The organism is Streptomyces sp. NPDC002490, assembly GCF_040296045.1.
GTDB lineage: Bacteria > Actinomycetota > Actinomycetes > Streptomycetales > Streptomycetaceae > Streptomyces.
On the sequence record NZ_JBEOWM010000005.1, the window covers coordinates 16,248 to 38,823 of the forward strand.

Here is a 22,576-nt window from a genome sequence, read left to right on the forward strand (position 1 = left end):
TCCCCATGGCCTTCCCTCCCCGTCGCGTCCGACTGCCTCTGGCCGCGCTGGTCGCGGTTCCGCTGCTCGCCCTCCCGGTGGCCTGCGGCGCCGGGACCCGCGAGAGCGCCACCGACGACATCCCCTCGCTCCCGGCTGCCCCCTCGGCCTCGAAGTCCGGCCCGGACCGGGCGAGCGGCAGCCCCCGCCCCGAGGGCAAGAGCGCCTTCTACGACGCGCAGGTGGCGTACGTGCGGTGCATGCGCGCCGAGGGCGGCTACCCCGACTTCCCCGACCCCAGGCTCAGCGGCCACCTCGACTGGGACCGGATCGACGAGATCGGTTCCCAGCCCGGGCGCAACGAGGGCATCAAGGGCGGCAAGAACGGAGCGTGCGTGGACGAGCTCCGGGCGGCCCTGAACGCCCAACCGAAGATCGACCAGCAGAAGGCGTACGAGTCGATGCTCGCCCACGCCCAGTGCATGCGCGACAACGGCGTCTCCCGGTTCACCAACCCGGTCATGAGCGACGGCAACGCGATCCCCGGCGGCGACCCCAACCCGGCCTCCCCCGTGCTCGATTCGGACTCGCCGGCGTACCGGCAGGCCGACGAGGCGTGCGCGTCGAAGCTGCTCGAAGGTCTGGACGGCATGCAGTGAGGCGCCGCACCCGCCTCGTGCTCCTCGCCGTCTGCGTCGCGGCGACCGCCACCACGGGGGTGCTGCTGCTCGGCGCGGAGGACGGGGGGCGGGGCCCCGAACGGGGCGCCGACCTGCCGCCGGCCACCGCGACCGTGGTCCGCACCGACCTGGTCAGGTCCACCACGGTGGACGGGACGCTCGACTTCGCCCGACGGCGCCCCGTCCGCGCCGCCGTCGAGGGCACCGTCACGGTGGCCGCCCGTGAGGGGAGCACCCCGGGCCGGGGGGAGGCGCTGTACGAACTGGACGACAAGCCGGTCACCCTGCTGTACGGGCCGGTCCCGATGTACCGGGAGATGAAGGTCGGCGACCGCGGCAGCGACGTGCTCCAGTTGGAGCGCAACCTGCGCGACCTGGGGCACGGCGCGGGAGTGCACGTCGACGTCTGGTACGACGGGGCCACCGAGGCGGCCGTGAAGCGTTGGCAGAAGTCCCTGAACCGCGAGCCCACCGGCCGGGTGGGCCTGGGCCACGTCGTGTTCCAGCCGGACCGCGTCCGGGTGGTCTCCGCCGAGGCGGCCCTCGCCGACCGGGTGGGCCCGGACACCACCGTGCTCGCCGTCGCCTCCACCGAACCGGTCGTCCGGGCCGAACTGGAGCAGGACGAGGGGGCACTGGCCGCGAACGGCACCCGGGTCGAGGTCGTCCTGCCCGACGGGAGGACCGCCTCCGGCGAGGTGGTCCGGACGGTGCGCCCGCAGGACGAGGCGGGCGCCGGGGACGGAGCGGGGTCCGGGGACGGCATCACCGTCGAGATCGCCCTGGCCGACGGGAAGCGGGCGGTGGCCGCGCAGGACACCGGTGCGACGGCCAGCGTGCGGTTCGTCAGCGAGGCGAGGAAGGGGGTCCTGGCGGTGCCCGTGGAGGCGGTCGTCGCCCTGCGCGGCGAGGACGGCGGCTACGGCCTCCAGATCGTCCGGGGCACCACCGCCGAACTGGTGCGGGTGGAGACCGGGATGACCGCGGACGGCCGGATCGAGGTCAGCGGCCCCGGGTTGCGCGAGGGCCTGCGGGTGGGGGTGGCCGCCTCGTGACGGCTCCCGTGGTCGAACTGCGCGGCGCCACCAAGGCGTACCCGGGCGGTGTGCACGCCCTGCGCGGAGTGGACCTCACCCTCGCGGAGGGCGAACTGGTCGCCGTCGTCGGCCCGTCCGGCTCCGGCAAGTCCACGATGCTCCAGCTGATGGGCACCCTCGACCGGCCCACCTCGGGCAGCGTGCGGATCGCCGGGCACGAGGTGACCGCCCTGTCCGACGCCGGGCTGTGCGCTCTGCGCGCCCGGCACGTCGGCTTCGTGTTCCAGCACTTCCACCTGGCGGCCGGCCGGGACGCGGTCGACAACGTCGCGGACGGTCTGCTGTACGCGGGCGTACCGCCCCGCCGGCGGCGCGCTCTGGCCCGGGAGGCGCTGTCCCGGGTGGGACTGGACCACCGCCGCGGACACACCCCGCAGGAGCTGTCCGGCGGCGAGAAGCAGCGGGTGGCCGTCGCCCGCGCCCTGGTGGGCGCGCCCCGGCTGCTGCTGGCGGACGAGCCCACCGGCGCCCTGGACACCGCGTCCGGTGCGGTCGTCATGGAGCTGCTGCACGAGCTGAACGCGGCCGGCACCACCGTCTGCGTGATCACCCATGACCACGGGATCGCGGACGCGCTGCCCCGCCGGGTGCGGATGCGGGACGGCCTGGTCGTCGCGGACGCCGCCCGACCGCGGGAGGGCCGCCCGTGAGGACCGCCGATCCCCTCAGGCCCGCCCGGCTCTCCCCGGGGGACGTGCTGCGCACGGGCGCGGTCGGGCTGCGGGCGCGCCGGGCCCGGGTGGTGCTCTCGGCCCTGGGCATCGCCCTCGGCATCGCGACCATGGTCACCGTGGTCGGACTGTCCGAGTCGAGCCGTGCCGACCTGATGGCCAGGCTGGACCGGCTCGGCACCAATCTGCTGACCGCCGAGGCCGGCGAGGACGCGCACGGTTCGCCCGCCGTCCTGCCCAGGAACGCGGTCGCCATGGTCGAACGGATCGGGCCGGTGCTGCACGCCACGGCCACCGCCGAGGTCGACGCCCGCATCCGACGCAGCGATCTGGTGCCGGTGGAGCGCACCGCCGGTGTCACCGCCCAGGCGGCCCGCACCGATCTGTTGGCGGCGCTGGGGGCCGAGGTCGAGCGGGGCGTGTGGTTGGACCGGGCCCGTGAACGGCTGCCCACCACGGTCCTCGGGTCCGTGGCGGCGGAGCGCCTGGGGGTGGTCCGCCCGGGCGAGACGATCATGATGAACGAGGTGCGGGTGGTCGTCGTCGGCATCCTGCGGCCGGTCGAGCTGGTGCCCACCGTGGACCGGGTGGCCCTGGTCGGGTTCCCCGCCGCCGAACGCCACTTCGGCTTCGACGGTCATCCCACCACCGTCTTCGAGCGCTCCACCGACGCCTCGGTGGCGGAGGTGCGGGCGGTCCTGGCCCGCACCGTCAGCCCCGGGGACCCGGCGGCCGTCAAGGTGTCCCGTCCCTCGGACGCGCTGGCCGCCAAGGCCGCCGCCGACGAGGGGCTGACGGCCCTGATGCTCGCCCTGGGGGCGGTGGCGCTGCTGGTCGGCGGGGTGGGCGTGGCCAACACCATGGTCATCTCGGTGCTGGAGCGCCGTCAGGAGATCGGGCTGCGCCGCGCGTTGGGCGCCACCCGCGGCGCGATCCGGCTCCAGTTCGTCACCGAGGCGCTGTTGTTGTCGGCGTGCGGTGGGGTGGCGGGCGCCCTGCTCGGGGCGGTGACCACGTACGGCTTCGCACGGGCGCAGGGGTGGTCGGCGGTGGTTCCGCCCTGGTCGCTGGCCGGTGGGCTGGTCGCCACGCTGCTGATCGGGGTGGTCGCGGGCCTGTACCCGGCCGTCCGGGCCGCCCGGCTCCATCCCGCGCTGGCGCTGAACGCGGTCTGAGGCGGTGGGTCGCGGGCGCCGCAGGGGGGCGCCCGCGACCCGCCGCGTCAGAGCACGTCGCCGTCACGCCAGTCGAACAGCAGGGGGCGCTCCGGGTCCAGGGTGCCGAGGCCGCCCTGCGGGTGGGCGGCCCACACGTAGGTGGTGCCCTCCTCCTCGACGAGCCGTTCCTCGCCCGCGGGCCCGAGCACGCCCAGCCGGCCGGGCCACACCCGCCAACCGCGCCCCGCGTACAGGGCCGCGCCCTCCTCGCTGGCCGACAGCGCCCCGTAGGCGTAGGAGCGTTCGACGACCTGCTCCAGGGCCGCCATCACGGCTCCGCCGAGCCCCTTGCGGCGCAGGTCGGCGCGGACCGCGACGCCCTCCACGTAGCCGATGCGCAGGGAGCGGCCGGCGTGCACCACCCGGCGCTGGACCACGGAGCCGTGGGCGGCGATGCCGTGGGCGTCGGTCAGCAGGGCGTGCATGCCGCCCACGGTGTGGTCCCAGTCGTCGTCGCTGAAGTCGCCGTCGAAGACGGTGTCGAGGAAGGTCCGCGCCTGCCGCAGTTCCGCCGCGGTGAGCTGGGCGGTGTGGGCGAGGCGCGGTGCGGGGGCCGGGGTCGGGGTGTTCGTCACCGCGCCAGTATCGACGGGCGGGCGGTGCCCCGCATCCGAATACCCGCCGTGCGCCCGGGAGTCCGGTGACAGCCCGGGGCTATCGTCCGGGGCTGTCTTCCGGGCCGCCGGTCCCCGGCGCACACTCCCGGGCATGACACGGACCGCGCAGCACTGGACCCCGATCCACGGCGAGCCCTACCGTCCCGAGCCGTACCGGCCCGAGCGCCCCCGTCCCGAGGTGTGCGCGGCGCGGGCGGCGGAGTTGCGGGGGCGCATGGAGCAACGGCGGACGGTCCGGATGTTCTCCGCCGACCCGGTGCCGCCGGAGGTGGTGCGGGACGCCGTGGCGTGCGCCCGGACCGCGCCGTCCGGGGCGCACCAGCAGCCGTGGACGTTCGTGCTGGTGCGGGACCCCGGGGTGCGGCGGGCGATCCGGGAGGCGGCGGAGCACGAGGAGCGCGTCTCCTACGACGGGCGGTTGGGCGAGGAGTGGTTGGCGGCGCTGCGTCCGCTCGGCACCGACGAGGTGAAGCCCCACCTCACGGACGCGCCCGCGTTGATCGTCGTCTTCCAGCAGCGGTACTGGGTGGGGCCGGACGGCACCCGGCGCAAGCACTACTACGTCAACGAGTCGGTGGGCATCGCGGTGGGGGTGCTGCTGACCGCGCTGCACCTGTCGGGGCTGGCCGCCCTGGTGCACACGCCGAGCCCGATGGGGTTCCTGCGGGAGGTGCTGGGGCGGCCGGCGAACGAGAAGGCGTTCGCGGTGCTGCCGGTCGGCTATCCCGCCGAGGACTGCGTGGTCCCGGCCCTGGTGCGCAAGTCGCTGGACCAGGTGCTGGTGGAGGTCTGACGCCGCCGGACGGGTCCGGCGTGGAGACCGCCCCGGACCCCGGCTTGGGGGACCGGGGAACGGGGCGGTGTCGAGGGGCCCGCGCGCGGAACCGGGGGGTCGGTCCGCGCGCGGGCGGGGCGGTGGCCGGGCTGGGAAGTGAGCCACCGCCGCGGGGCGGCCGGTGCGGGGCCGCCCGGGTCGGGATCAGCCCATGTGCGGGTAGGTGTAGTCGGTCGGCGCGACCAGGGTCTCCTTGATGGCCCGGGTCAGCGTCCAGCGCATCAGGTTCTGCGGGGCGCCCGCCTTGTCGTTGGTGCCCGAGGCCCGGCCGCCGCCGAAGGGCTGCTGGCCGACGACGGCACCGGTCGACTTGTCGTTGATGTAGAAGTTGCCGGCGGCGTAGCGCAGCTTCTCCATGGTGTGCGCGACGACGGCACGGTCGCCGGCGATCACGGACCCGGTGAGCGCGTAGTCGGACACCGACTCCATCTGGTCGAGCATGGCGTCGTACTGGTCGTCCTCATAGACGTGGACGGCCAGGAACGGGCCGAAGTACTCGGTGGTGAACACCTCGTTGGTCGGGTCGGTGCACTCGACGACCGTCGGGCGGACGAAGTAGCCCACCGAGTCGTCGTAGGAGCCGCCGGCGACCACGGTGCAGGTCGGATCGGCCTGGGCGCGGTCGATGGCGGCCTTGTTCTTGGCGAAGGCCCGCTCGTCGATGACGGCGCCGATGAAGTTCGACAGGTCGGTGACGTCGCCCATGGCGAGCCCGTCGACCTCGGCCGCGAACTCCTCCTTGAAGCCGGAGTTCCAGAGGGAGGCCGGGACGTAGGCACGGGAGGTCGCCGAGCACTTCTGGCCCTGGTACTCGAAGGCGCCGCGGGTCAGGGCGGTCTTCAGGACGGCCCGGTCGGCGCTGGGGTGCGCCACGACGAAGTCCTTGCCGCCGGTCTCGCCGACCAGCCGCGGGTAGGTGCGGTACGTGCCGATGTTCTCGCCGACCGTCTTCCACAGGTGCTGGAAGGTCGGGGTGGAGCCGGTGAAGTGGATGCCCGCGAGGTCGCGGTGGTTCAGGGCCACCTCCGAGACGGCGATGCCGTCGCCGGTGACGAGGTTGATGACGCCCTTGGGCAGCCCGGCCTCCTCCAGCAGCTGCATCAGCAGCACCGCGGCGTGGGTCTGCGTCGGGGACGGCTTCCACACCACGACGTTGCCCATCAGCGCGGGGGCGGTGGGCAGGTTGCCCGCGATGGCGGTGAAGTTGAAGGGCGTGATCGCGTAGACGAAGCCCTCCAGCGGACGGTGGTCCAGCCGGTTCCACACGCCCGGGGAGTTCGCCGGCGGCTGCTCGGCGAGCAGGTCACGGGCGTAGGCGACGTTGAAGCGCCAGAAGTCGACCAGTTCGCAGGGGGTGTCGATCTCGGCCTGCTGGGCGGTCTTGGACTGGCCGAGCATGGTGGAGGCGGCCAGCGTCTCGCGCCAGGGGCCGGCCAGCAGCTCGGCGGCGCGCAGGATGATCGCCGCGCGGTCGTCGAAGGACGTCGCGCGCCAGGCGGGAGCGGCGGCCAGGGCCGCGTCGACGGCGTCCCGGGCGTCCTGCTGGGTCGCGTTGCGGTAGGTGCCGAGCACGGCGCGGTGGTTGTGGGGCTGCACGACCTGGAAGGCGTCGCCGCCGCCCAGCCGCTTCTCGCCGCCGATGGTCATCGGCAGGTCGATCGGGTTCTCGGCCAGCTCCTTGAGCTTGGCCTCCAGCCGGGCGCGCTCCGGGGAGCCGGGGGCGTAGCCGTGGACCGGCTCGTTGACCGGTGCGGGGACCTGGGTCACAGCGTCCATGGTTTCCGTGTCTCCTAAGTGGGTCGGGAGGGGTCGGGGAGCGCTCAGCCCTTGGTGAGGATGGAGCGGGCGAAGAAGAGCAGGTTCGCGGGCTTCTCGGCGAGACGGCGCATGAAGTAGCCGTACCAGTCGGTGCCGTACGCGGTGTACACGCGCATGCGGTGGCCCTCGGCGGCCAGCCGCAGGTGCTCCTCGCTGCGGATGCCGTACAGCATCTGGAACTCGTACTCGTCCAGCTTGCGGCCGGCGCGGTGGGCGAGGTCCTGGGCGATGGCGATCAGGCGCGGGTCGTGGGACCCGATCATCGGGTACCCCTCGCCCTCCATGAGGATGCGCAGGACCCGCACGAACGCCTTGTCGATCTCGGGCTTGTCCTGGTGGGCGACGGAGGCGGGCTCCTTGTAGGCGCCCTTGACGAGCCGCACCCGGCAGCCTTCGGCGGCGAGCCGGCGGGCGTCCTCCTCGGTGCGGAACAGGTACGCCTGGATGACGCAGCCGGTCTGCGGGAAGTCCTTCCGCAGCTCGCTGTGGATGGCGAACATCGAGTCGAGGGTGGTGTGGTCCTCGGCGTCCAGGGTGACGGTGGTGCCGATCGCGGCGGCAGCCTCCACCACGGGCCGCACGTTGGCCAACGCCAGCTCGTGGCCGCCCTCCAGGGCCTGCCCGAACATGGACAGCTTCACCGACATCTCGGCGCGCTCGCCGAGGCCCAGTTCCTTGAGCCGTTCGATCAGCTCCAGATAGGCGTCCCGGGCGGCGAAGGACTGCTCGCGGGTGGTGATGTCCTCGCCGACGACGTCGAGGGTGACCTCCAGGCCCTGCTCGGCGGCGCCGCTCACGATCGGGATCACCTGGTCGACGGTCTCCCCGGCGATGAACCGGGCGACCACCTGCTTGGTGCCCGGAGCCGCCGACACGAACCGGCGCATCCTGTCGCTGCGCGACGCGGCGAGAATCACGGGACCCAGCACGGGCCACCTCCACGGAGAGAACGAACGGGCCGTCGGCCCGGGAGGTCCGGCGCGGGTGCGGACGGTCCGGGGTACGGCGAGGGGAACCACCGTGAAACCTAAGGATCGCTCCGATCCTCTGCCATCTACAGCTGTCACGCATCCGTGGCCGGTATCTCAGACATCTGTATGAAGAAGCTCCGCCGGTGCCGGAGAATGGATGCGTGAAGGGCGACTATCAGGAACTCGTCGACGAGGTCTCGGCACTGCTCGGGGCCCCCGCCACCCTGGAGGACCGGGACTTCCGGCTGGTCGCGTTCGGCGCCCACGACAGCGAGGACGACCGGGCCATGGACCCGGTCCGGACCCGGTCGATCCTCACCCGCGGCTCCACGGCGGCGGTGCGCGCCTGGTTCGAGGGCTTCGGCATCACCCGGGCCACCGGCCCGGTGCGCATCCCGGCGGCCCCCGAGGCGGGGGTGTTCCGGGGCCGGATCTGTCTGCCGGTGCGCCACCGCAACGTGGTCCTCGGCTACGTCTGGCTGCTGGACGACGACCCCGACCCCACCGACGCCCGCCTCGCCGCCGCCATGGAGGTCACCGAGCGGATCGGGGTGCTCCTCGCCGACGAGGAACAGGCCGACGCCGACCTCGCCCGGGAGCTGCGGGCGCTGCTCACGGCGGAGCGCGGCTGGCAGCGGGACATGGCGGTGGCCGCGCTGCGCACCGCCTTGGGGCCGCGGGCCGACGGCCTGCACACGGTGGTGTGCGTGGCGCCCTGGTCACGGCCCGGGGCGCCCGCCCCGGCGCCGCCCTCGGTCCGTGCCCTGCCCGCCGCGACGGCGCTGTGCACCCTGGCCTGGGGCTCCGCAGCCGAAGCCCTCGCCGTGCTGGTACGGCTGCGGACGTCCGACGCGCTCGATCCGGCGCTGACGGTCGCGGCCCGGCTGCGCGCCACGGCCGTCGGGGCCCGGCAGTCGCCCACCGCCGGGCTCGGGGCGGTGCGACGGGACCTGGCCGAGGTGCCGGACGCCTGGCGCCAGGCCGCGGCGGCGGCCCGCGCGGCCCGGGCCGAGCCCCGGTTCGGCCCGGTCGCCCAGTGGTCGGCGATCGGCCCGTACCGGCTGCTGACCGCGCTGCCGGCCACCGCCCCGGACGGCGATCCGGTGGCCCGCGAACTGCTCGCCCCCGCCCACCGCGAGCTGGCCCGCACCGCGGAGGTGTACCTGGACCGGGCGGGGCAGGCGGGGCGTGCCGCCGCCGAGTTGGGCATCCACCGGCAGACCCTCTACTACCGCCTCTCCCGGGTGGAGCAGCTCACCGGCCTGGACCTCGACGACGGCGAGGACCGGCTGTTGCTGCACATGGCGCTGAAGGCGGCGCGGCTGGAGCCCCGCTCCGACCCGATCTGATCCGCACCGCCGCCGGAGCGGACCCGAGCGGTCCGCTTGGGCGGCCCGAAGGTTCAGGCCGCCGGAGCGCCGGTGCGGACCGGGCGGTCGGGGGACGCCCGGCGGAGGACTTCGAAGAGGGAGAAGTAGTTCTCCGCCCCGTGGCCCTCGGCGACGCCCCGTGCCGCGAGGGCCCGCAACAGCCGGGGCTGGGTGGCGTCGATCCCCCGCTCCTCGCTGGTGGACGCGAGGTGGTCGAGCGCGGTCAGGTTCATCTCCAGGGTCCCGAGGTCGCCGGGGTACTCGCCCCGGTCGAGCAGGGGCGCCTGGGCGAGGAGGCTCGCGGGGTCCAGCACGGTGGGCATGAACCAGCCGAGGGCGAGGTCCGCGAACTCGGCCGCGGACACCCCCGCCGAGCCGACCAGTGCGCTGGCGTGCAGCCAGCCGTTGACGGTGGTGTACATCATCTCCAGCAGGGCCGTGTTGTGGAGCACCGCCAGCCCCGGGTCGGCGCCCAGGTACCGGGGCTCGCCGAGGGCCGCGAGGACGGCCCGGTGCCGCTCGAAGACCGTGCGGGAGCCGCTGTAGAGCAGCACCGAACCGGGGCGGCCGACCAGCGTCGGGGGCACCATGACCGCCCCGTCGAGGTGGTCCAGGCCCAGCCCGGCCGCCCACCCGGCCGCCTCGTTCGCCTCGGCCGGGGTGCCGGAGTTCAGGTTGATCAGGGCCCGGCCCCGCAGGGCGTCGCCGGCCGGGCCGAGGATCGCGTGCTGGGCGGCGTAGTCCTTGAGGCAGGTGATCGTGACGGGGCTCGCCGCCACCGCCTCGTCGACGGTGGACGCGAGCCGGGCCCCCTTCGCCACCAGGGCAGCGGCCTTCTCCGGGGTGCGGTTCCAGACCGTCAGCGGATGGCCGCGGTCCACCAGGACGTGGGCGAGGGCGGTCCCCATGGGGCCGAGGCCGAGGAGGGTGACGGGTCCGAGGGGACTATCGGGCGCGGGAGTCGGGTTCTGTGTGGTCATGGACGGCACGCTAGGACCTCACACCGGTGTGAAGGTCAAGTGCCTGCGGGCGAAAGGACATTCATGCGGATAGGCGACCTCTCCCTGCGCACCGGGGTGAGTCGACGGCTGTTGCGGTACTACGAGGAGCAGGGGCTCCTGGCGCCCCGCCGACTGCCCGGCGGGTACCGGGCGTACGAGGAGGCGGACGTCGGCGCGGTGCGGTCCATCCGCGCCCTGCTGGCCGCCGGGCTGGGCACCCGGACGATCGCGGGGCTGTTGCCCTGCACCGTGGACGAGGGACGGGGCCCGGCCCCCCTGTGCGCGGGCTGGCTGCCGGAACTCCTCGGGGAACGCGAACGGCTGGACGCCGCCATCGACGGCCTGACCGCCGCGCGCGACGCCCTGGACCGCATCATCGCGCTCACCCCGCGAACGGACCCGGGGCCCGCCGCGGCTTCCGAGGGCGCACCGTGAGCCGGGGGCCGGGCGGTCGGTGACGGCCGCGGGCGGACGGCGCCGGGCGCCCGGTCAGGCGTCCCGGGCCGCGGTCATCACCCGGCGGAGCCCTTCGGTGAGTTCGCCGGCGGTCGGGGTGGTGTCCGGGTCGAAGAACCACTGCACCATCAGCCCCTGGAGCAGGGTCGAGTAGAAGCCCCCGGCGGTGGTCGCCAGCGGGTCGGCGGGCTCCGGTTCGGGGCCGCCGAGGAACATCGCGACGAGCCCGCTGCGGGCCTGTCCGCTGGCGCGGGCCAGGTGCTCGCGGACCCCGGGGAGCCGGTCGGCGTGCACCATCACCTCCAGGCCCAGACGCCAGGTCGGCGCGTTCTCGGCGAAGGTGCGGATGACGTTCTCCCAGGACCGCTCGAAGCGGGCCAGGGAGCCGTCCGCCGTGCGGTCCTCCTCGCCCCCCGGGGCGTCGAAGGCCGTGCTGACGCCCTCCACGAGTTCCACGTACGCCTGCGCCAGGAGCGCGTCCTTGGAGCCGTAGTGGTACCCGATGGACGCCAGGTTCGTCCCGGACTCGCGGACGACGTCGCGCGCCGTCGTTCCCAGGAAGCCCTTCTCCAGCAAGCAGCGCTTCGCGCCTTCCAGCAAGTCCTCGCGGTGTCCCATGCCGGGCAGCGTACCGACGTTCCCGCCCCGCCCTCCCCGCCCGTCCATACGAGCGTCATAGACACTTGTATAAGACGGCCGTATAGTCCCTGCCATGACCACCCACCCACCGGCGGCCCCCGGGCCCGTCGGCGCTCCACCGCGCGCCGGACGCCGCGAGTGGACCGCGCTCGCGGTCCTGATGCTCCCCCTGCTGCTCGTCTCCATGGACGTGTCCGTGCTCTACTTCGCCGTCCCGGCGATCAGCGCGGACCTCGCCCCGAGCGGCACCCAACAGCTGTGGATCTTCGACGTCTACGCCTTCGTCCTCGCCGGACTGTTGATGACGATGGGATCGGTGGGCGACCGCGTCGGCCGCCGCAGGCTGCTGCTGCTCGGTGCCCTCGCCTTCGGCGCGGCCTCCCTTAGCGCCGCCTACGCCCCCAGCGCCGAATCGCTGATCGCCGCCCGCGCCCTGCTGGGCGTCGGCGGCGCGGCCCTGATGCCCTCGACGATGGCCCTGGTGCGGAGCCTGTTCCGGGACCCCGGACAGCGCGCCCGCGCCATCGGCGTCTGGTCGGCCGTGATGACGGGCGGGGTGGCCCTCGGCTCCGTCCTGAGCGGCGTGCTCGTGGAGCACTTCTGGTGGGGCTCCGTCTTCCTGGTCAACCTGCCCGCCATGGTGCTGCTGCTGGTGCTCGCCCCGCTGCTGCTCCCCGAGTCCAAGGACCCCGCGCCCGGCCGCTTCGACCTGCCGGGCGTGGTGTTGTCGACGGCCGCGGTGCTCCCCCTGGTCTACGGGCTCAAGGAGGTCCCCGCCGAGGGCCTCGTCGCCCCCGCGCTGCTGCCCCTGCTGGTGGGGACGGTCTTCGCCGCGCTGTTCGTACGGCGGCAGCGCACCGCCACCGCTCCCCTGCTGCCCCCCGCGCTGTTCCGGGGCCGCGGCTTCGGGCCCGCGGTCTGCCTGAACTCCCTCGCCATGTTCGCGATGATGGGCTCGGCCTACTTCACCACCCAGTACCTCCAGTCGGTGCTCGACAAGAGCGCGATGGAGGCCGCCCTGTGGTCGCTGCTGCCCTCGGCGTTGATCGGGGTCGCCGCCCCCGCCACCACCGCCCTGGTCCAGCGCGGCGCCCGCCGCGGGCACGTCGTCACCGGCGGCTTCGGGCTGGCCGCCGCCGGGTTCGGGCTGCTGGCCACGGTCGGCACCGACTCGCTGGGATGGGTCCTGGCCGGCTCGGGGGTGCTGGCCTGCGGGGTCGTCACCGTGATGGCGCAGATGACGGACGTGGCCCTGGCCGCGGCCCCGCCCGAGCGGGCCGGCTCGGCCTCGTCCCTGCTGGAGACGGGCCAGGAGTTCGGCGGGGCCCTGGGGATGGCCGTCCTGGGCTCGATCGGCACGGCCGTCTACCGGCACCGGATGGACGGGGCGACCGTGGACGGCGCCCTGCCCGAGGCCGCGCGGGAGACCCTCGGCGGCGCCCTGGCGGTGGCCGGGGAGCTGCCGGAGCACGCCTCGGGAGCCCTCGCCGCCCTGGCCCGGGAGGCGTTCACGGACGGACTGGGAGCGGCGGCCCTCGGCGGGACGCTGGTGTTGCTGCTGGCCGCGGTGACCGCCCTGCTGGTGGTGCGCGAACCGCCTCCCGGCGGTCGGGAACGGGACTGAGGCTCCGCACGCGTACGGGGCCGGTCGATCCGGGGGGATCGACCGGCCCCGTACGGGATGCCGGAGGCGGTGACGTCAGTCCGTGAGGTCCACCGAGCGGGCCGAGACGGCGCCGATCTCCTCGCCCAGCTCCGCGAGCACCGCGGCGGGCACGGTGTCGTCGACGGTGAGGACGGCGAGTGCCTCGCCACCGGCCACCGCGCGGGAGACCTGCATGCCCGCGATGTTGACGCCCGCCTCGCCGAGGACCCGGCCGACCGTGCCGACGACGCCGGGACGGTCCGCGTACTTCAGCACGACCATGTGGTCCGCGAGGGCGAGGTCGATGTCGTGCTCGCCGATCGCCACGATCTTCTGGTGGTGCTTGGGCCCGGCCAGGGTGCCGGAGACCGAGACCTCCTGGCCGTCGCCCAGGGTGCCGCGCACCGTGACCACGTTGCGGTGGTCGGGGGACTCGCTGGACGTCGTCAGCCGCACCTCGACACCGCGCTCCTGCGCGAACAACGGGGCGTTGACGTAGGACACCGTCTCGTCCACGACGTCCTCGAACACGCCCTTGAGCGCGCTGAGTTCGAGGACCTTCACATCGTGCTGGGTGATCTCGCCGTACACCTCGACGTCCAGGCGCACCGCGACCTCACCGGCCAGCGCGGTGAAGATGCGGCCCAGCCGCTCGGCCAGCGGCAGCCCCGGCTTCACGTCCTGGGCGATGACGCCGCCCTGCACGTTCACCGCGTCCGGCACCAGCTCGCCGGCGAGCGCCAGCCGCACCGAGCGCGCCACCGCGATGCCCGCCTTCTCCTGGGCCTCGTCGGTGGAGGCGCCCAGGTGCGGGGTGGCCACCACCTGGTCGAACTGGAACAGCGGCGAGTCGGTGCACGGCTCCTTGGCGTACACGTCGAGCCCGGCGCCGGCGACCCGGCCCTCCTTCAGCGCCGAGTACAGCGCCTCCTCGTCCACGATGCCGCCGCGGGCGGCGTTGACGATGCGGACGGTCGGCTTGACCTTGTGCAGCGCCTCGTCGCCGATGAGGCCGAGGGTCTCGGGGGTCCTCGGCAGGTGGACGGTGATGAAGTCGGAGACCTCCAGCAGCTCGTCCAGCGAGAGCACCTTGACGCCCATCTGGGCGGCGCGGGCGGGCTGCACGTAGGGGTCGTAGGCGACGACCTTCATGCCGAAGGCGGACATCCGCTGGGCGACGAGCGCGCCGATGCGGCCGAGGCCCACCACGCCCAGGGTCTTCTCGGCGAGTTCGACGCCGGTGTACTTCGAGCGCTTCCACTCGCCGTTCTTCAGCGCGGCGTTGGCCTGCGGGATGTTGCGCGCGGTGGCGACCAGCAGACCGCAGGCCAGTTCGGCGGCGGTGACGATGTTGGAGGTGGGGGCGTTGACGACCATCACGCCGGCCTTGGTGGCGGCGGAGACGTCCACGTTGTCGAGGCCCACGCCGGCGCGGGCGACGACCTTCAGCTTGCGGGCGGCCGCGATGGCCTCGGCGTCGACCTTGGTCGCCGAGCGGATGAGGATGGCGTCGACGTCGGCGATCGCGGGCAGCAGCTCGGAACGGTCGGCGCCGTTGCAGTGCCGGATCTCGAAGTCGGGCCCGAGCGCGTCCACAGTCGCGGGCGACAGCTCTTCAGCGATGAGTACGACCGGTTTGCCGTTGGCAGCAGTGCTCACGTGAGTCCTCACAAGTCCATTGCGGACGGCCGTCCCGACGGCCGCAGGCGGTGGAGGTTGGCTTGCCGCGTGGAAGACGCACGACGCTGTGGGCCTGACGCGTATGTGCTGTGCAGTGTAGTGGCGGAACGGGAGACATTTTCCGCCGCACCGGAAGGATCACCCTTCCGTGGCTGGCCGAACTGGACAAACGTCCCACGGCCGTCGGGTCGGTGACCGGAAGTCGACGCCGTCCCGCTCCCTCGTGCGCAGGGGACCAGAGCACGTCGGAAACGTCACTCCGGCCCCTTCCGGCCCTCGGGGAAGCCCCTGACCCGGAGAAACGCGCTCCCGTGCGGCAGCGGCGCACCACACGGTCGGGCCCGCGCCGGCGTCGCCGTAGCGAAGCGGGCGCACGGGGGCACGCCCGCGCGCGGGGCACCCGGTCCGGCGCGCGGGGCGCGGACCGTGGTGCACCAGCGCACGGACGGTGGCACGGACGGGGCTTACGCCTCCTCGTCCACCCAGCTCATCAGCTTGCGCAGCTCCTTGCCGGTGGTCTCCAGCAGGTGCTTCTCGTCGGCCTTCTTGTACTCGTTGTACTGCGGCAGGCCGTCCTGGTACTCCTTCATCCAGTTGTTGGCGAAGGTGCCGTCCTGGATCTCGCCGAGGACCTTCTTCATCTCGGCCTTGGTGGCGTCGGTGACGATCCGCGGGCCGGTGACGTAGTCGCCCCACTCGGCGGTCTCGGAGATCGACCAGCGCATCTTCTCCAGGCCGCCCTCGTACATGAGGTCGACGATCAGCTTCAGCTCGTGCAGGCACTCGAAGTAGGCGATCTCCGGCTGGTAACCGGCCTCCACCAGGGTCTCGAAGCCTGCCTTGACCAGCGCCGAGGCACCGCCGCACAGCACGGCCTGCTCACCGAACAGGTCGGTCTCGGTCTCCTCGGTGAAGGTGGTCTTGATGACGCCGGCACGGGTGCCGCCGATGGCCTTGGCGTAGGACAGGGCCAGCGCGAAGGCGCCGCCGGAGGCGTCCTGCTCGACCGCGACGATGCAGGGGACGCCGCGGCCCTCTTCGTACTGGCGGCGCACCAGGTGGCCCGGGCCCTTGGGGGCGACCATGCACACGTCGACGCCGGCCGGGGGCTTGATGAAGCCGAAGCGGATGTTGAAGCCGTGCCCGAAGAACAGGGCGTCGCCGTCCTTCAGGTGCTCCTTGATGGACTCCTCGTAGACCTTGGCCTGGATCGGGTCCGGCACGAGGATCATGATGACGTCGGCCTCGGCCGCCGCCTCGGCGGGGGTGACCACGCGCAGGCCCTGCTCCTCGGCCTTGGCCTTGGACTTCGAGCCCTCGTGCAGACCCACGCGGACGTCGACACCGGAGTCCCGCAGGGACAGCGCGTGGGCGTGGCCCTGGCTGCCGTAACCGATGACGGCGACCTTGCGGCCCTGGATGGTGGACAGGTCGGCGTCGGCGTCGTAGAACAGCTCGGCCACTGGGTTTCTCCTTGGTGTATTTCTGCCGGTGTCGCTGGGTGTGCGTCCCACCGTACGGCGGGCGGGGAGGGGGAGGTGACGGGGTCTCGCGATGCGGGCGCGCGCGTGGGGTGGTACGCGCGCGGAGCCTCCTCCGCGAGGGGAGCGAGGTCCGCGCCGGGTGCACCGCCCCACGCGCGCGGAGGGTCCCGCGCACACGAGGGCTCGACGGGGCGGGGGCGTGGCCCCCGCCCGGGTGTCAGGCGGAGCGGTCCAGGGACCGCAGCGAGCGGTCCGTGATGGACCGGGAGCCCCGTCCGATGGCGATGGTGCCGGACTGGACGAGTTCCTTGATGCCGAACGGCTCCAGCATCCTGAGCATCGCCTCCAGCTTGTCGCTGGAACCGGTGGCCTCGATGGTGACGGCCTCCGGCGAGACGTCCACGGTCTTGGCGCGGAACAGCTGGACGATCTCCACGATCTGGGAGCGCGTCTCGTTGTCGGCGCGGACCTTGGCGAGGACGAGTTCGCGCTGCACCGCGGAGCCGGGCTCCAACTCGACGATCTTCAGCACGTTGACGAGCTTGTTGAGCTGCTTGGTGACCTGTTCGAGGGGGAGGTCCTCGACGTTGACCACGATGGTGATGCGGGAGATGTCGGGGTGCTCGGTGACACCGACCGCGAGCGAGTCGATGTTGAATCCGCGGCGGGAGAACAGTGCGGCGATCCGGGCGAGGATGCCGGGGGTGTTCTCGACCAGGACCGAGAGCGTGTGCTTGGACATGACGGTCATTCTCTTCCTGCCTCGATCGTCTTCCGGGCCTCAGTCGTCCTCGTTGTCGCCGAAGTCGGGGCGGACGTCACGGGCGGCCATGATGGTGTCGTTGGAGGTGCCGGCGGCGACCATCGGCCACACCATGGCGTCCTCGTGGACGATGAAGTCGACCACGACGGGGCGGTCGTTGATGGCGTTGGCCTCGGCGATGACCTTGTCGAGGTCCTCGGGGGACTCGCAGCGCAGCGCCACGCAGCCCATCGCCTCCGAGAGCTTCACGAAGTCGGGGACGCGGGTGCCCCCGGCGGGCTTGCCGGGCACCGGCTGGCCGTCCGCCTGCGGGTCGTCGGGACCGCTGTGCAGGACGGTGTTGGAGTAGCGCTGGTTGTAGAAGAGGGTCTGCCACTGGCGGACCATCCCGAGGGCGCCGTTGTTGATGATGGCGACCTTGATCGGGATGTTGTTCAGCGCGCAGGTGGTCAGTTCCTGGTTGGTCATCTGGAAGCAGCCGTCGCCGTCGATCGCCCAGACCGTGCGCTCCGGCTGGCCGGCCTTGGCCCCCATCGCCGCGGGCACCGAGTACCCCATGGTGCCGGCGCCGCCGGAGTTCAGCCAGGTGGCGGGCTGCTCGTAGCGGATGAAGTGGGCGGCCCACATCTGGTGCTGGCCGACGCCCGCGGTGAAGATCGTGTCCGCGGGGGCGAGCTGCCCGATCCGCTCGATGACCTGCTGCGGGGAGAGCGAACCGTCCGTGGGCTGGTCGTAGCCCAGCGGGTAGGTCTCGCGCCAGCGGTCGATGTCGGCCCACCAGGCGGTGTAGTCGCCGGAGTGGCCCTCGGCGTGCTCCTTCTGGACGGCCTGGACGAGGTCGGCGATGACCTCGCGGGCGTCGCCGACGATCGGCACGTCGGCGGCCCGGTTCTTGCCGATCTCGGCCGGGTCGATGTCCGCGTGGACGATCTTGGCGTACGGGGCGAAGCTGTCCAGCTTGCCGGTGACCCGGTCGTCGAAGCGGGCGCCGAGGGCGACGATCAGGTCCGCCTTCTGGAGCGCGGTCACCGCGGCGACGGAACCGTGCATCCCGGGCATGCCCAGGTGCTGCGGGTGGCTGTCGGGGAAGGCGCCGAGCGCCATCAGGGTGGTGGTGACGGGCGCGCCGGCGAGTTCCGCGAGGACCTTCAGTTCGGCGGTGGCGCCGGCCTTGATGACTCCGCCGCCGACGTACAGCACGGGCCGCTTGGCCTGGGTGATCAGCTTGGCTGCCTCGCGGATCTGCTTGGCGTGCGGCTTGGTCACCGGGCGGTAGCCGGGCAGGTCCTGGGCGGGCGGCCAGCTGAAGGTGGTCTTGGCCTGGAGGGCGTCCTTGGCGATGTCGACCAGGACCGGCCCGGGGCGGCCGGTGGCGGCGATGTGGAACGCCTCGGCGATGGTCCGGGGGATGTCCTCGGCCTTGGTGACCAGGAAGTTGTGCTTGGTGATCGGCATGGTGATGCCGACGATGTCCGCCTCCTGGAAGGCGTCGGTGCCGATCGCGGCGGAGGCCACCTGTCCGGTGATGGCGACCAGCGGGACGGAGTCCATGTGCGCGTCGGCGATGGGGGTGACCAGGTTGGTGGCGCCCGGCCCGGAGGTGGCCATGCAGACGCCGACCTTGCCGGTGGCCTGGGCGTACCCGGTGGCCGCGTGGCCCGCGCCCTGCTCGTGGCGGACGAGGATGTGGCGCACCCGGGTGGAGTCCATCATCGGGTCGTACGCGGGCAGGATCGCACCGCCGGGGATGCCGAACACCGTCTCGGCCCCGACCTCTTCGAGGGAGCGGATGAGGGACTGCGCACCGGTGACGTGCTCGACGGTGGCGGACTGTCCTCCGGAACGGGGCCGCGGCTGCGGATGGTGGGCCCCGGTGGCCTGCTCGGTCATCGTCATTCTCTTCTCGATGCTGAGGGGGATGTGCGACGGTTGTACGGAGTGTTGCGGTCTGCTCGGGCGACCGGCGCGGTGCCGGTGCAACAAAAAACCCCTCGTGCCGTGAGGCAAGCGAGGGGAGCGCGCCGGTGCGGGTAGCGGGGTGTGGTGGACGACCCTGCTTCAGCCGACGCGCTGTCCAAGTACGAGAATTCGGGTGCGCATGGATCAGACCCTCCCTCTCGCACTCAACCCCTGTCAAGTGGGTGGGACGCGGGTCTCATTATGTGGGCGAGGCGATGCTCCGAAGCGGTATCCGCCGGCGGGCGGCGCGGGGTGGGTGACCGGACTCAGGGAGGTGTATCCGCCCTGGCCACGGGTGTCGCGAGGGGTCGCGGGCCCCAGGGCGGCGTGCGGCTCGCGAGCGCCCCGGGACAGGCCCCGGGGGCCGGCCAGCACGGCCGCTCCGAGGGCCTTGGGCCCCTCCTCGTACACCGGCTCCCGGGGCTCGCCGCCCTGTTCTCGGGGGACGGGGTACCGCCCCGTGGCCAGGGCCCTGCGGAGTCGGTGCTCGTCCAGCGCTCCGGAGAACGCCATGCCCTGACCGTGGGTGCAGCCCATCGCCCTCAGTGCGGTCACCTGCTCCGGCAGGTCCACTCCGTCGGCGACGGCTTCCAGGCCGAGCGCGGTCGCGATCCGCACCAGTCCGCTGGTGATCTTGTGGAGCCGGGTGGACTCCACGACGCCCTCGACCAGGCCCCGGTCGAGCTTGAGGACGTCGAGGGGGAGCCGGCGCAGCGCCTCGATCGCGGTGGGGCCGGCGCCGAAGCCGTCCAGCGCGATCCGGGCCCCGGCCCTCCGCAGTGCCGTGAGGCGGCGTTCCAGCGCGTCCAGCGAGAGGGCGGGGCCGACGTCGGCCAGCTCGATCGTCAACTGGCCGGTGGCGAGGCCGTGCCGGGTCAGCAGGCCCTCGACCGCCACCGCGGTGCCGCCGCGCTCCAGCAGGCCGTGTGCACCGAGCCGGACGACGAGGGCCGTGCGGTGGCCGGCGCGGGCCCGCTCGGCGGCCCGGGCGACGGCCTCCTCCAGCGTCCAGCGGTCCAGTGCCGCGGCGCGGTCGACACCGGGCTCCTCGCCCCCGGGGTGGCCCGGCAGCTCGGACAGGGTGCGGAACTCGGCGGGGGTGAACAGCACGCCCTGTCCGGACCGCCACCGGGCCTGCGCCGCGACGGCGCTGATCGAGCCGGTGGCGAGGTGCACGACGGGCTGGTGGAGCAGGGCGAACTCGCCCCCGTCGAGGGCCGTCCGCAGCCGCCCGGCCAGTTCGGTCCGGCGGACGGCCTCGGCCTGGAGGTGCGGCGCGTACAGCTCGACCCGGCCCTTGCCCGCCGCCTTCGCCCGGTACATGGCGAGGTCGGCGTTGCGCAGCAGTTCGCTCTCGCCGAGACCGGGTTCGGCGAAGGCGATGCCGATGGACGCGGCGACCTTGAGGTCGTGGCCGCCGATCGCGTAGGGCTGGGAGAGGCGGATGCGCAACCGGTCGGCGAGTTCCACGAGGTGGCGCTCGCGGGCGGACCGGTCGGCGTCGCCGCCGCCGATGACGAGGGCGGCGAACTCGTCGCCGCCGAGCCGGGCGGCCGTGTCGCCCTGGCGCACCGCCTCCTGGAGCCTCCGGGCGGCTTCCACCAGGAGGGCGTCGCCGGCCTGGTGCCCGTGGGTGTCGTTGACGGCCTTGAAGCCGTCGAGGTCGATGAAGAGCACCGCGGTGCCCGGGTCCCGGTCAGCGGAGCGGCGACCGCCGAGGGCGCCGGCGACCCGGCGGGTGAACAGCGCCCGGTTGGGCAGTCCGGTCAGCGGGTCGTGTTCGGCGCTGTGCTGCAACTGGGCCTGGAGGCGGACGCGTTCCGTGACGTCCCGACTGTTGAACAGCAGTCCGCCGTGGTGCCGGTTGACGGTGGACTCCACGTGCAGCCACTGGTCGCTGCCGGAGTGGAAGCGGCACTCGATGCGGGTGGTCGGGTCGACGGGCGGGTCCGCGGCGAGGAACCGGCGCACCTCGTGGAGGAAGGCGCCGCGGTCGTCGGGGTGGATCAGCGAGGCCAGCTCGCTGCCCACGAGGTCCTCGGCGTCCCGGCCGTAGACCCCGGCGGCGGCCGGGCTGACGTACTGGAGCACGCCGTTGGGCGCGGCGATCATGATGACGTCGCTGGAGCCTTGCACCAGGGAGCGGAAGTGGTTCTCCTGCTCGGCGAGTTCTCGGGTGAGGGCGACGTTGTCCATCAGCATGATGCCCTGCCTGACGACCAGGGCCAGGACGACCGTGCAGGCGGTGACCAGCACCACCCGGTCGACGCTGCGGTCGTTCAGGACGTTGTAGAGGATGCCCAGGGTGCAGACGGTGGCCGCCAGGTAGGGCGCGAGCGCCGCGAGCGAGCCGGAGGTCGGCCGGGGGCGCTCGGGACGCCGTCCCTCGTCCGGCGGGGGGCCCGGGGCCTGCGGGGCCGGCAGGCCCCGGGTCGTGCCGGGGCCTGCCGGGCAGCCCGGGCGGGACAGCGGGTGGGCGTGCGCCGGCTGCTGCGGATGCGCGCCGGGCTCGCAGTCGGTCGGGGGGCGGACGGAGGGTTCGGGGACGGACGCCCACGGCGCGTAGGCGAGCAGCAGGGAGCCGGCGAACCAGCCGGCGTCGAGCAACTGTCCGGAGCGGTAGCTCGCGTGCAGCAGCGGCGAGCTGAACAGCGCGTCGCACATGACGGTCAGGGCGAGGGCGCCGATGGCGGTGTTCACCGTGGAGCGGTTGACGCAGGTGCGGCGGTAGTGCAGGGCGAGGACGATGCTCACCAGGGCGATGTCCAGCAGGGGGTAGGCGAGGGAGAGCGCCGTGTGGGAGACGCTCCGCCCCTGGAAGCGCGCCGTGTGGGCGAGTGCGAGGCTCCAGGAGAGGGTGAGCAGGGAGCCGCAGATGAGCCAGGTGTCGAGGCCCAGGCAGATCCATCCGGCCCGGGTCACGGGGCGTTTGGCGAGCAGCAGCAGTCCGACGATGGCGGGCGGGGCGAAGCAGAGGAAGAACAGGTCGGCGAAGCTGGGGCTGGGCACGGGCACCCGGAGGACGACCTCGTACCAGCCCCAGACGCCGTTTCCCAGGGCGGCCATGGCGGAGGAGAGGGCGAACAGGTACCAGGCCGCGCGCGGGCGGCTGTGCCGGGTGCGGGCGTACAGCAGGCAGGAGACGGCGGCGGTCGCCGCGGCGGCGCTCAGCCCGAAGTCACCCATGATCAGCGCCACTTCGGGGGAGCCCCAGTCGAGGGCCGCCCCCATCGCGTAGCCGCCGCAGACGACGGCGAGCAGCAGGTGGACCACCCGTCCGGTGCGGCCGCCCGGCCCGGTCCCGACGGATGCGGTGGTGCCCGGGGCACTCACCGGGTGCTCCCCGGCCGAGAGCGCGCTCGGTTCCGGTGGCCGTGCCGCGACCGGTGACGCGCGGGGGCGGCTGCGCCGCGTCCGCCCTCATGATCCGGGCGACGGCACCGAGCGGGTGCGCGCCCGGGTCGGCGTCTGGTCCCCCTGAGTGTCGGATGGTCGTTCCACAGGCCGTGCACCAACGATCAGCCCCCCTCGCGTTCCGCTGTCCCGTCCCCCGCGCCACACACTGCGTGGCGCAGCCCCTAGCGGCGACGATACACCAAACTGGTCACTCAGGGACATAGCCTCTCTACTCTCCGTGACTGCGAGTGACCTTTCGGGTGTCCGGCCGACCCGGGGAAGTCGGGCGCTTCCGACA

The 22,576-nt window shown here is 73.4% G+C and carries 18 protein-coding genes; 8 read left to right on the forward strand and 10 right to left on the reverse strand.

Annotated features, from left to right (window positions below; genetic code table 11):
* Positions 1 to 5: 5 nt before the first annotated feature.
* From ABT092_RS04515 to ABT092_RS04530, 4 genes are read left to right on the forward strand one after another with little or no spacing between them, the layout of a single operon-like run.
* Entirely contained in the window at positions 6 to 638 is a 633-nt protein-coding gene (locus ABT092_RS04515; protein WP_351239975.1) for a hypothetical protein, read from the forward strand.
* Entirely contained in the window at positions 635 to 1,714 is a 1,080-nt protein-coding gene (locus ABT092_RS04520) for a peptidoglycan-binding protein (protein ID WP_351239700.1), read from the forward strand. The genes ABT092_RS04515 and ABT092_RS04520 overlap by 4 nt, the downstream gene beginning before the upstream one ends.
* On the forward strand, positions 1,711 to 2,406 hold the full coding sequence (locus ABT092_RS04525) for an ABC transporter ATP-binding protein (RefSeq protein ID WP_351239702.1): 696 nt from the start codon (positions 1,711 to 1,713) through the stop codon (positions 2,404 to 2,406). Before ABT092_RS04520 ends, ABT092_RS04525 begins: the two co-directional genes overlap by 4 nt.
* Complete coding sequence (locus ABT092_RS04530; protein ID WP_351239704.1) at positions 2,403 to 3,602, forward strand: ABC transporter permease; 1,200 nt, start codon at positions 2,403 to 2,405, stop codon at positions 3,600 to 3,602. The genes ABT092_RS04525 and ABT092_RS04530 overlap by 4 nt, the downstream gene beginning before the upstream one ends.
* A 47-nt stretch (positions 3,603 to 3,649) precedes the next feature.
* Here the strand turns inward: ABT092_RS04530 and ABT092_RS04535 are convergent, their stop codons facing one another.
* Positions 3,650 to 4,219 (reverse strand): GNAT family N-acetyltransferase, encoded by a 570-nt coding sequence (locus ABT092_RS04535; RefSeq protein ID WP_351239706.1) that lies wholly within the window; start codon positions 4,217 to 4,219, stop codon positions 3,650 to 3,652.
* 133 nt (positions 4,220 to 4,352) lie between these two features.
* Here ABT092_RS04535 and ABT092_RS04540 point away from each other — a divergent pair, with 133 nt between their 5' ends.
* On the forward strand, positions 4,353 to 5,054 hold the full coding sequence (locus tag ABT092_RS04540) for a nitroreductase family protein (protein ID WP_351239708.1): 702 nt from the start codon (positions 4,353 to 4,355) through the stop codon (positions 5,052 to 5,054).
* 186 nt (positions 5,055 to 5,240) lie between these two features.
* On the opposite strand, the gene pruA is transcribed toward ABT092_RS04540, so the two are convergent.
* A complete protein-coding gene (pruA, locus tag ABT092_RS04545; RefSeq protein ID WP_351239710.1) occupies positions 5,241 to 6,872 on the reverse strand; it encodes an L-glutamate gamma-semialdehyde dehydrogenase in 1,632 nt (543 codons plus the stop codon).
* Between the two features lie 44 nt (positions 6,873 to 6,916).
* On the reverse strand, positions 6,917 to 7,843 hold the full coding sequence (locus tag ABT092_RS04550) for a proline dehydrogenase family protein (protein ID WP_351239712.1): 927 nt from the start codon (positions 7,841 to 7,843) through the stop codon (positions 6,917 to 6,919).
* A gap of 203 nt (positions 7,844 to 8,046) precedes the next feature.
* On the opposite strand from ABT092_RS04550, the gene ABT092_RS04555 reads away from it, so the two are divergent.
* Complete coding sequence (locus tag ABT092_RS04555; RefSeq protein WP_351239714.1) at positions 8,047 to 9,234, forward strand: PucR family transcriptional regulator; 1,188 nt, start codon at positions 8,047 to 8,049, stop codon at positions 9,232 to 9,234.
* Positions 9,235 to 9,287: 53 nt separating this feature from the next.
* Here the strand turns inward: ABT092_RS04555 and ABT092_RS04560 are convergent, their stop codons facing one another.
* Positions 9,288 to 10,235 (reverse strand): NAD(P)-dependent oxidoreductase, encoded by a 948-nt coding sequence (locus ABT092_RS04560; RefSeq protein ID WP_351239716.1) that lies wholly within the window; start codon positions 10,233 to 10,235, stop codon positions 9,288 to 9,290.
* Between the two features lie 63 nt (positions 10,236 to 10,298).
* On the opposite strand from ABT092_RS04560, the gene ABT092_RS04565 reads away from it, so the two are divergent.
* Positions 10,299 to 10,691 carry a MerR family transcriptional regulator gene (locus ABT092_RS04565; RefSeq protein ID WP_351239718.1) on the forward strand — a complete coding sequence of 131 codons (393 nt, stop codon included), beginning with the start codon at positions 10,299 to 10,301 and terminating at the stop codon, positions 10,689 to 10,691.
* A gap of 54 nt (positions 10,692 to 10,745) precedes the next feature.
* Here ABT092_RS04565 and ABT092_RS04570 read toward each other — a convergent pair whose 3' ends face one another.
* On the reverse strand, positions 10,746 to 11,330 hold the full coding sequence (locus ABT092_RS04570) for a TetR/AcrR family transcriptional regulator (RefSeq protein ID WP_351239720.1): 585 nt from the start codon (positions 11,328 to 11,330) through the stop codon (positions 10,746 to 10,748).
* A gap of 94 nt (positions 11,331 to 11,424) precedes the next feature.
* Here ABT092_RS04570 and ABT092_RS04575 point away from each other — a divergent pair, with 94 nt between their 5' ends.
* Entirely contained in the window at positions 11,425 to 12,975 is a 1,551-nt protein-coding gene (locus tag ABT092_RS04575) for an MFS transporter (RefSeq protein ID WP_351239722.1), read from the forward strand.
* A gap of 75 nt (positions 12,976 to 13,050) precedes the next feature.
* Here the strand turns inward: ABT092_RS04575 and serA are convergent, their stop codons facing one another.
* The 5 genes from serA to ABT092_RS04600 form a co-directional block, all read right to left on the reverse strand.
* Positions 13,051 to 14,655: a phosphoglycerate dehydrogenase gene (gene serA, locus ABT092_RS04580; protein WP_351239724.1), complete on the reverse strand. Its 1,605-nt coding sequence runs from the start codon at positions 14,653 to 14,655 to the stop codon at positions 13,051 to 13,053.
* Between the two features lie 485 nt (positions 14,656 to 15,140).
* Positions 15,141 to 16,139 (reverse strand): ketol-acid reductoisomerase, encoded by a 999-nt coding sequence (gene ilvC, locus ABT092_RS04585; protein ID WP_351239726.1) that lies wholly within the window; start codon positions 16,137 to 16,139, stop codon positions 15,141 to 15,143.
* 238 nt (positions 16,140 to 16,377) lie between these two features.
* Positions 16,378 to 16,902: an acetolactate synthase small subunit gene (ilvN, locus tag ABT092_RS04590; protein ID WP_351239728.1), complete on the reverse strand. Its 525-nt coding sequence runs from the start codon at positions 16,900 to 16,902 to the stop codon at positions 16,378 to 16,380.
* 39 nt (positions 16,903 to 16,941) lie between these two features.
* Complete coding sequence (locus ABT092_RS04595) at positions 16,942 to 18,813, reverse strand: acetolactate synthase large subunit (RefSeq protein ID WP_351239977.1); 1,872 nt, start codon at positions 18,811 to 18,813, stop codon at positions 16,942 to 16,944.
* A gap of 243 nt (positions 18,814 to 19,056) precedes the next feature.
* Entirely contained in the window at positions 19,057 to 22,215 is a 3,159-nt protein-coding gene (locus tag ABT092_RS04600; RefSeq protein ID WP_502968385.1) for a putative bifunctional diguanylate cyclase/phosphodiesterase, read from the reverse strand.
* Between the last annotated feature and the right edge of the window lie 361 nt (positions 22,216 to 22,576).

What these genes read in the sequence shown, in the direction of transcription:
- ABT092_RS04515 (WP_351239975.1), top strand. Translation starts at nt 6, where the DNA reads ATGGCCTTCCCTCCCCGTCGCGTCCGACTGCCTCTGGCCGCGCTGGTC.
- ABT092_RS04540 (WP_351239708.1), top strand. Translation starts at nt 4,353, where the DNA reads ATGACACGGACCGCGCAGCACTGGACCCCGATCCACGGCGAGCCCTAC.
- pruA (WP_351239710.1), bottom strand. Translation starts at nt 6,872, where the DNA reads ATGGACGCTGTGACCCAGGTCCCCGCACCGGTCAACGAGCCGGTCCAC.
- ABT092_RS04560 (WP_351239716.1), bottom strand. Translation starts at nt 10,235, where the DNA reads ATGACCACACAGAACCCGACTCCCGCGCCCGATAGTCCCCTCGGACCC.
- ABT092_RS04565 (WP_351239718.1), top strand. Translation starts at nt 10,299, where the DNA reads ATGCGGATAGGCGACCTCTCCCTGCGCACCGGGGTGAGTCGACGGCTG.
- ABT092_RS04570 (WP_351239720.1), bottom strand. Translation starts at nt 11,330, where the DNA reads ATGGGACACCGCGAGGACTTGCTGGAAGGCGCGAAGCGCTGCTTGCTG.
- ABT092_RS04575 (WP_351239722.1), top strand. Translation starts at nt 11,425, where the DNA reads ATGACCACCCACCCACCGGCGGCCCCCGGGCCCGTCGGCGCTCCACCG.
- ilvN (WP_351239728.1), bottom strand. Translation starts at nt 16,902, where the DNA reads ATGTCCAAGCACACGCTCTCGGTCCTGGTCGAGAACACCCCCGGCATC.
- ABT092_RS04595 (WP_351239977.1), bottom strand. Translation starts at nt 18,813, where the DNA reads ATGACCGAGCAGGCCACCGGGGCCCACCATCCGCAGCCGCGGCCCCGT.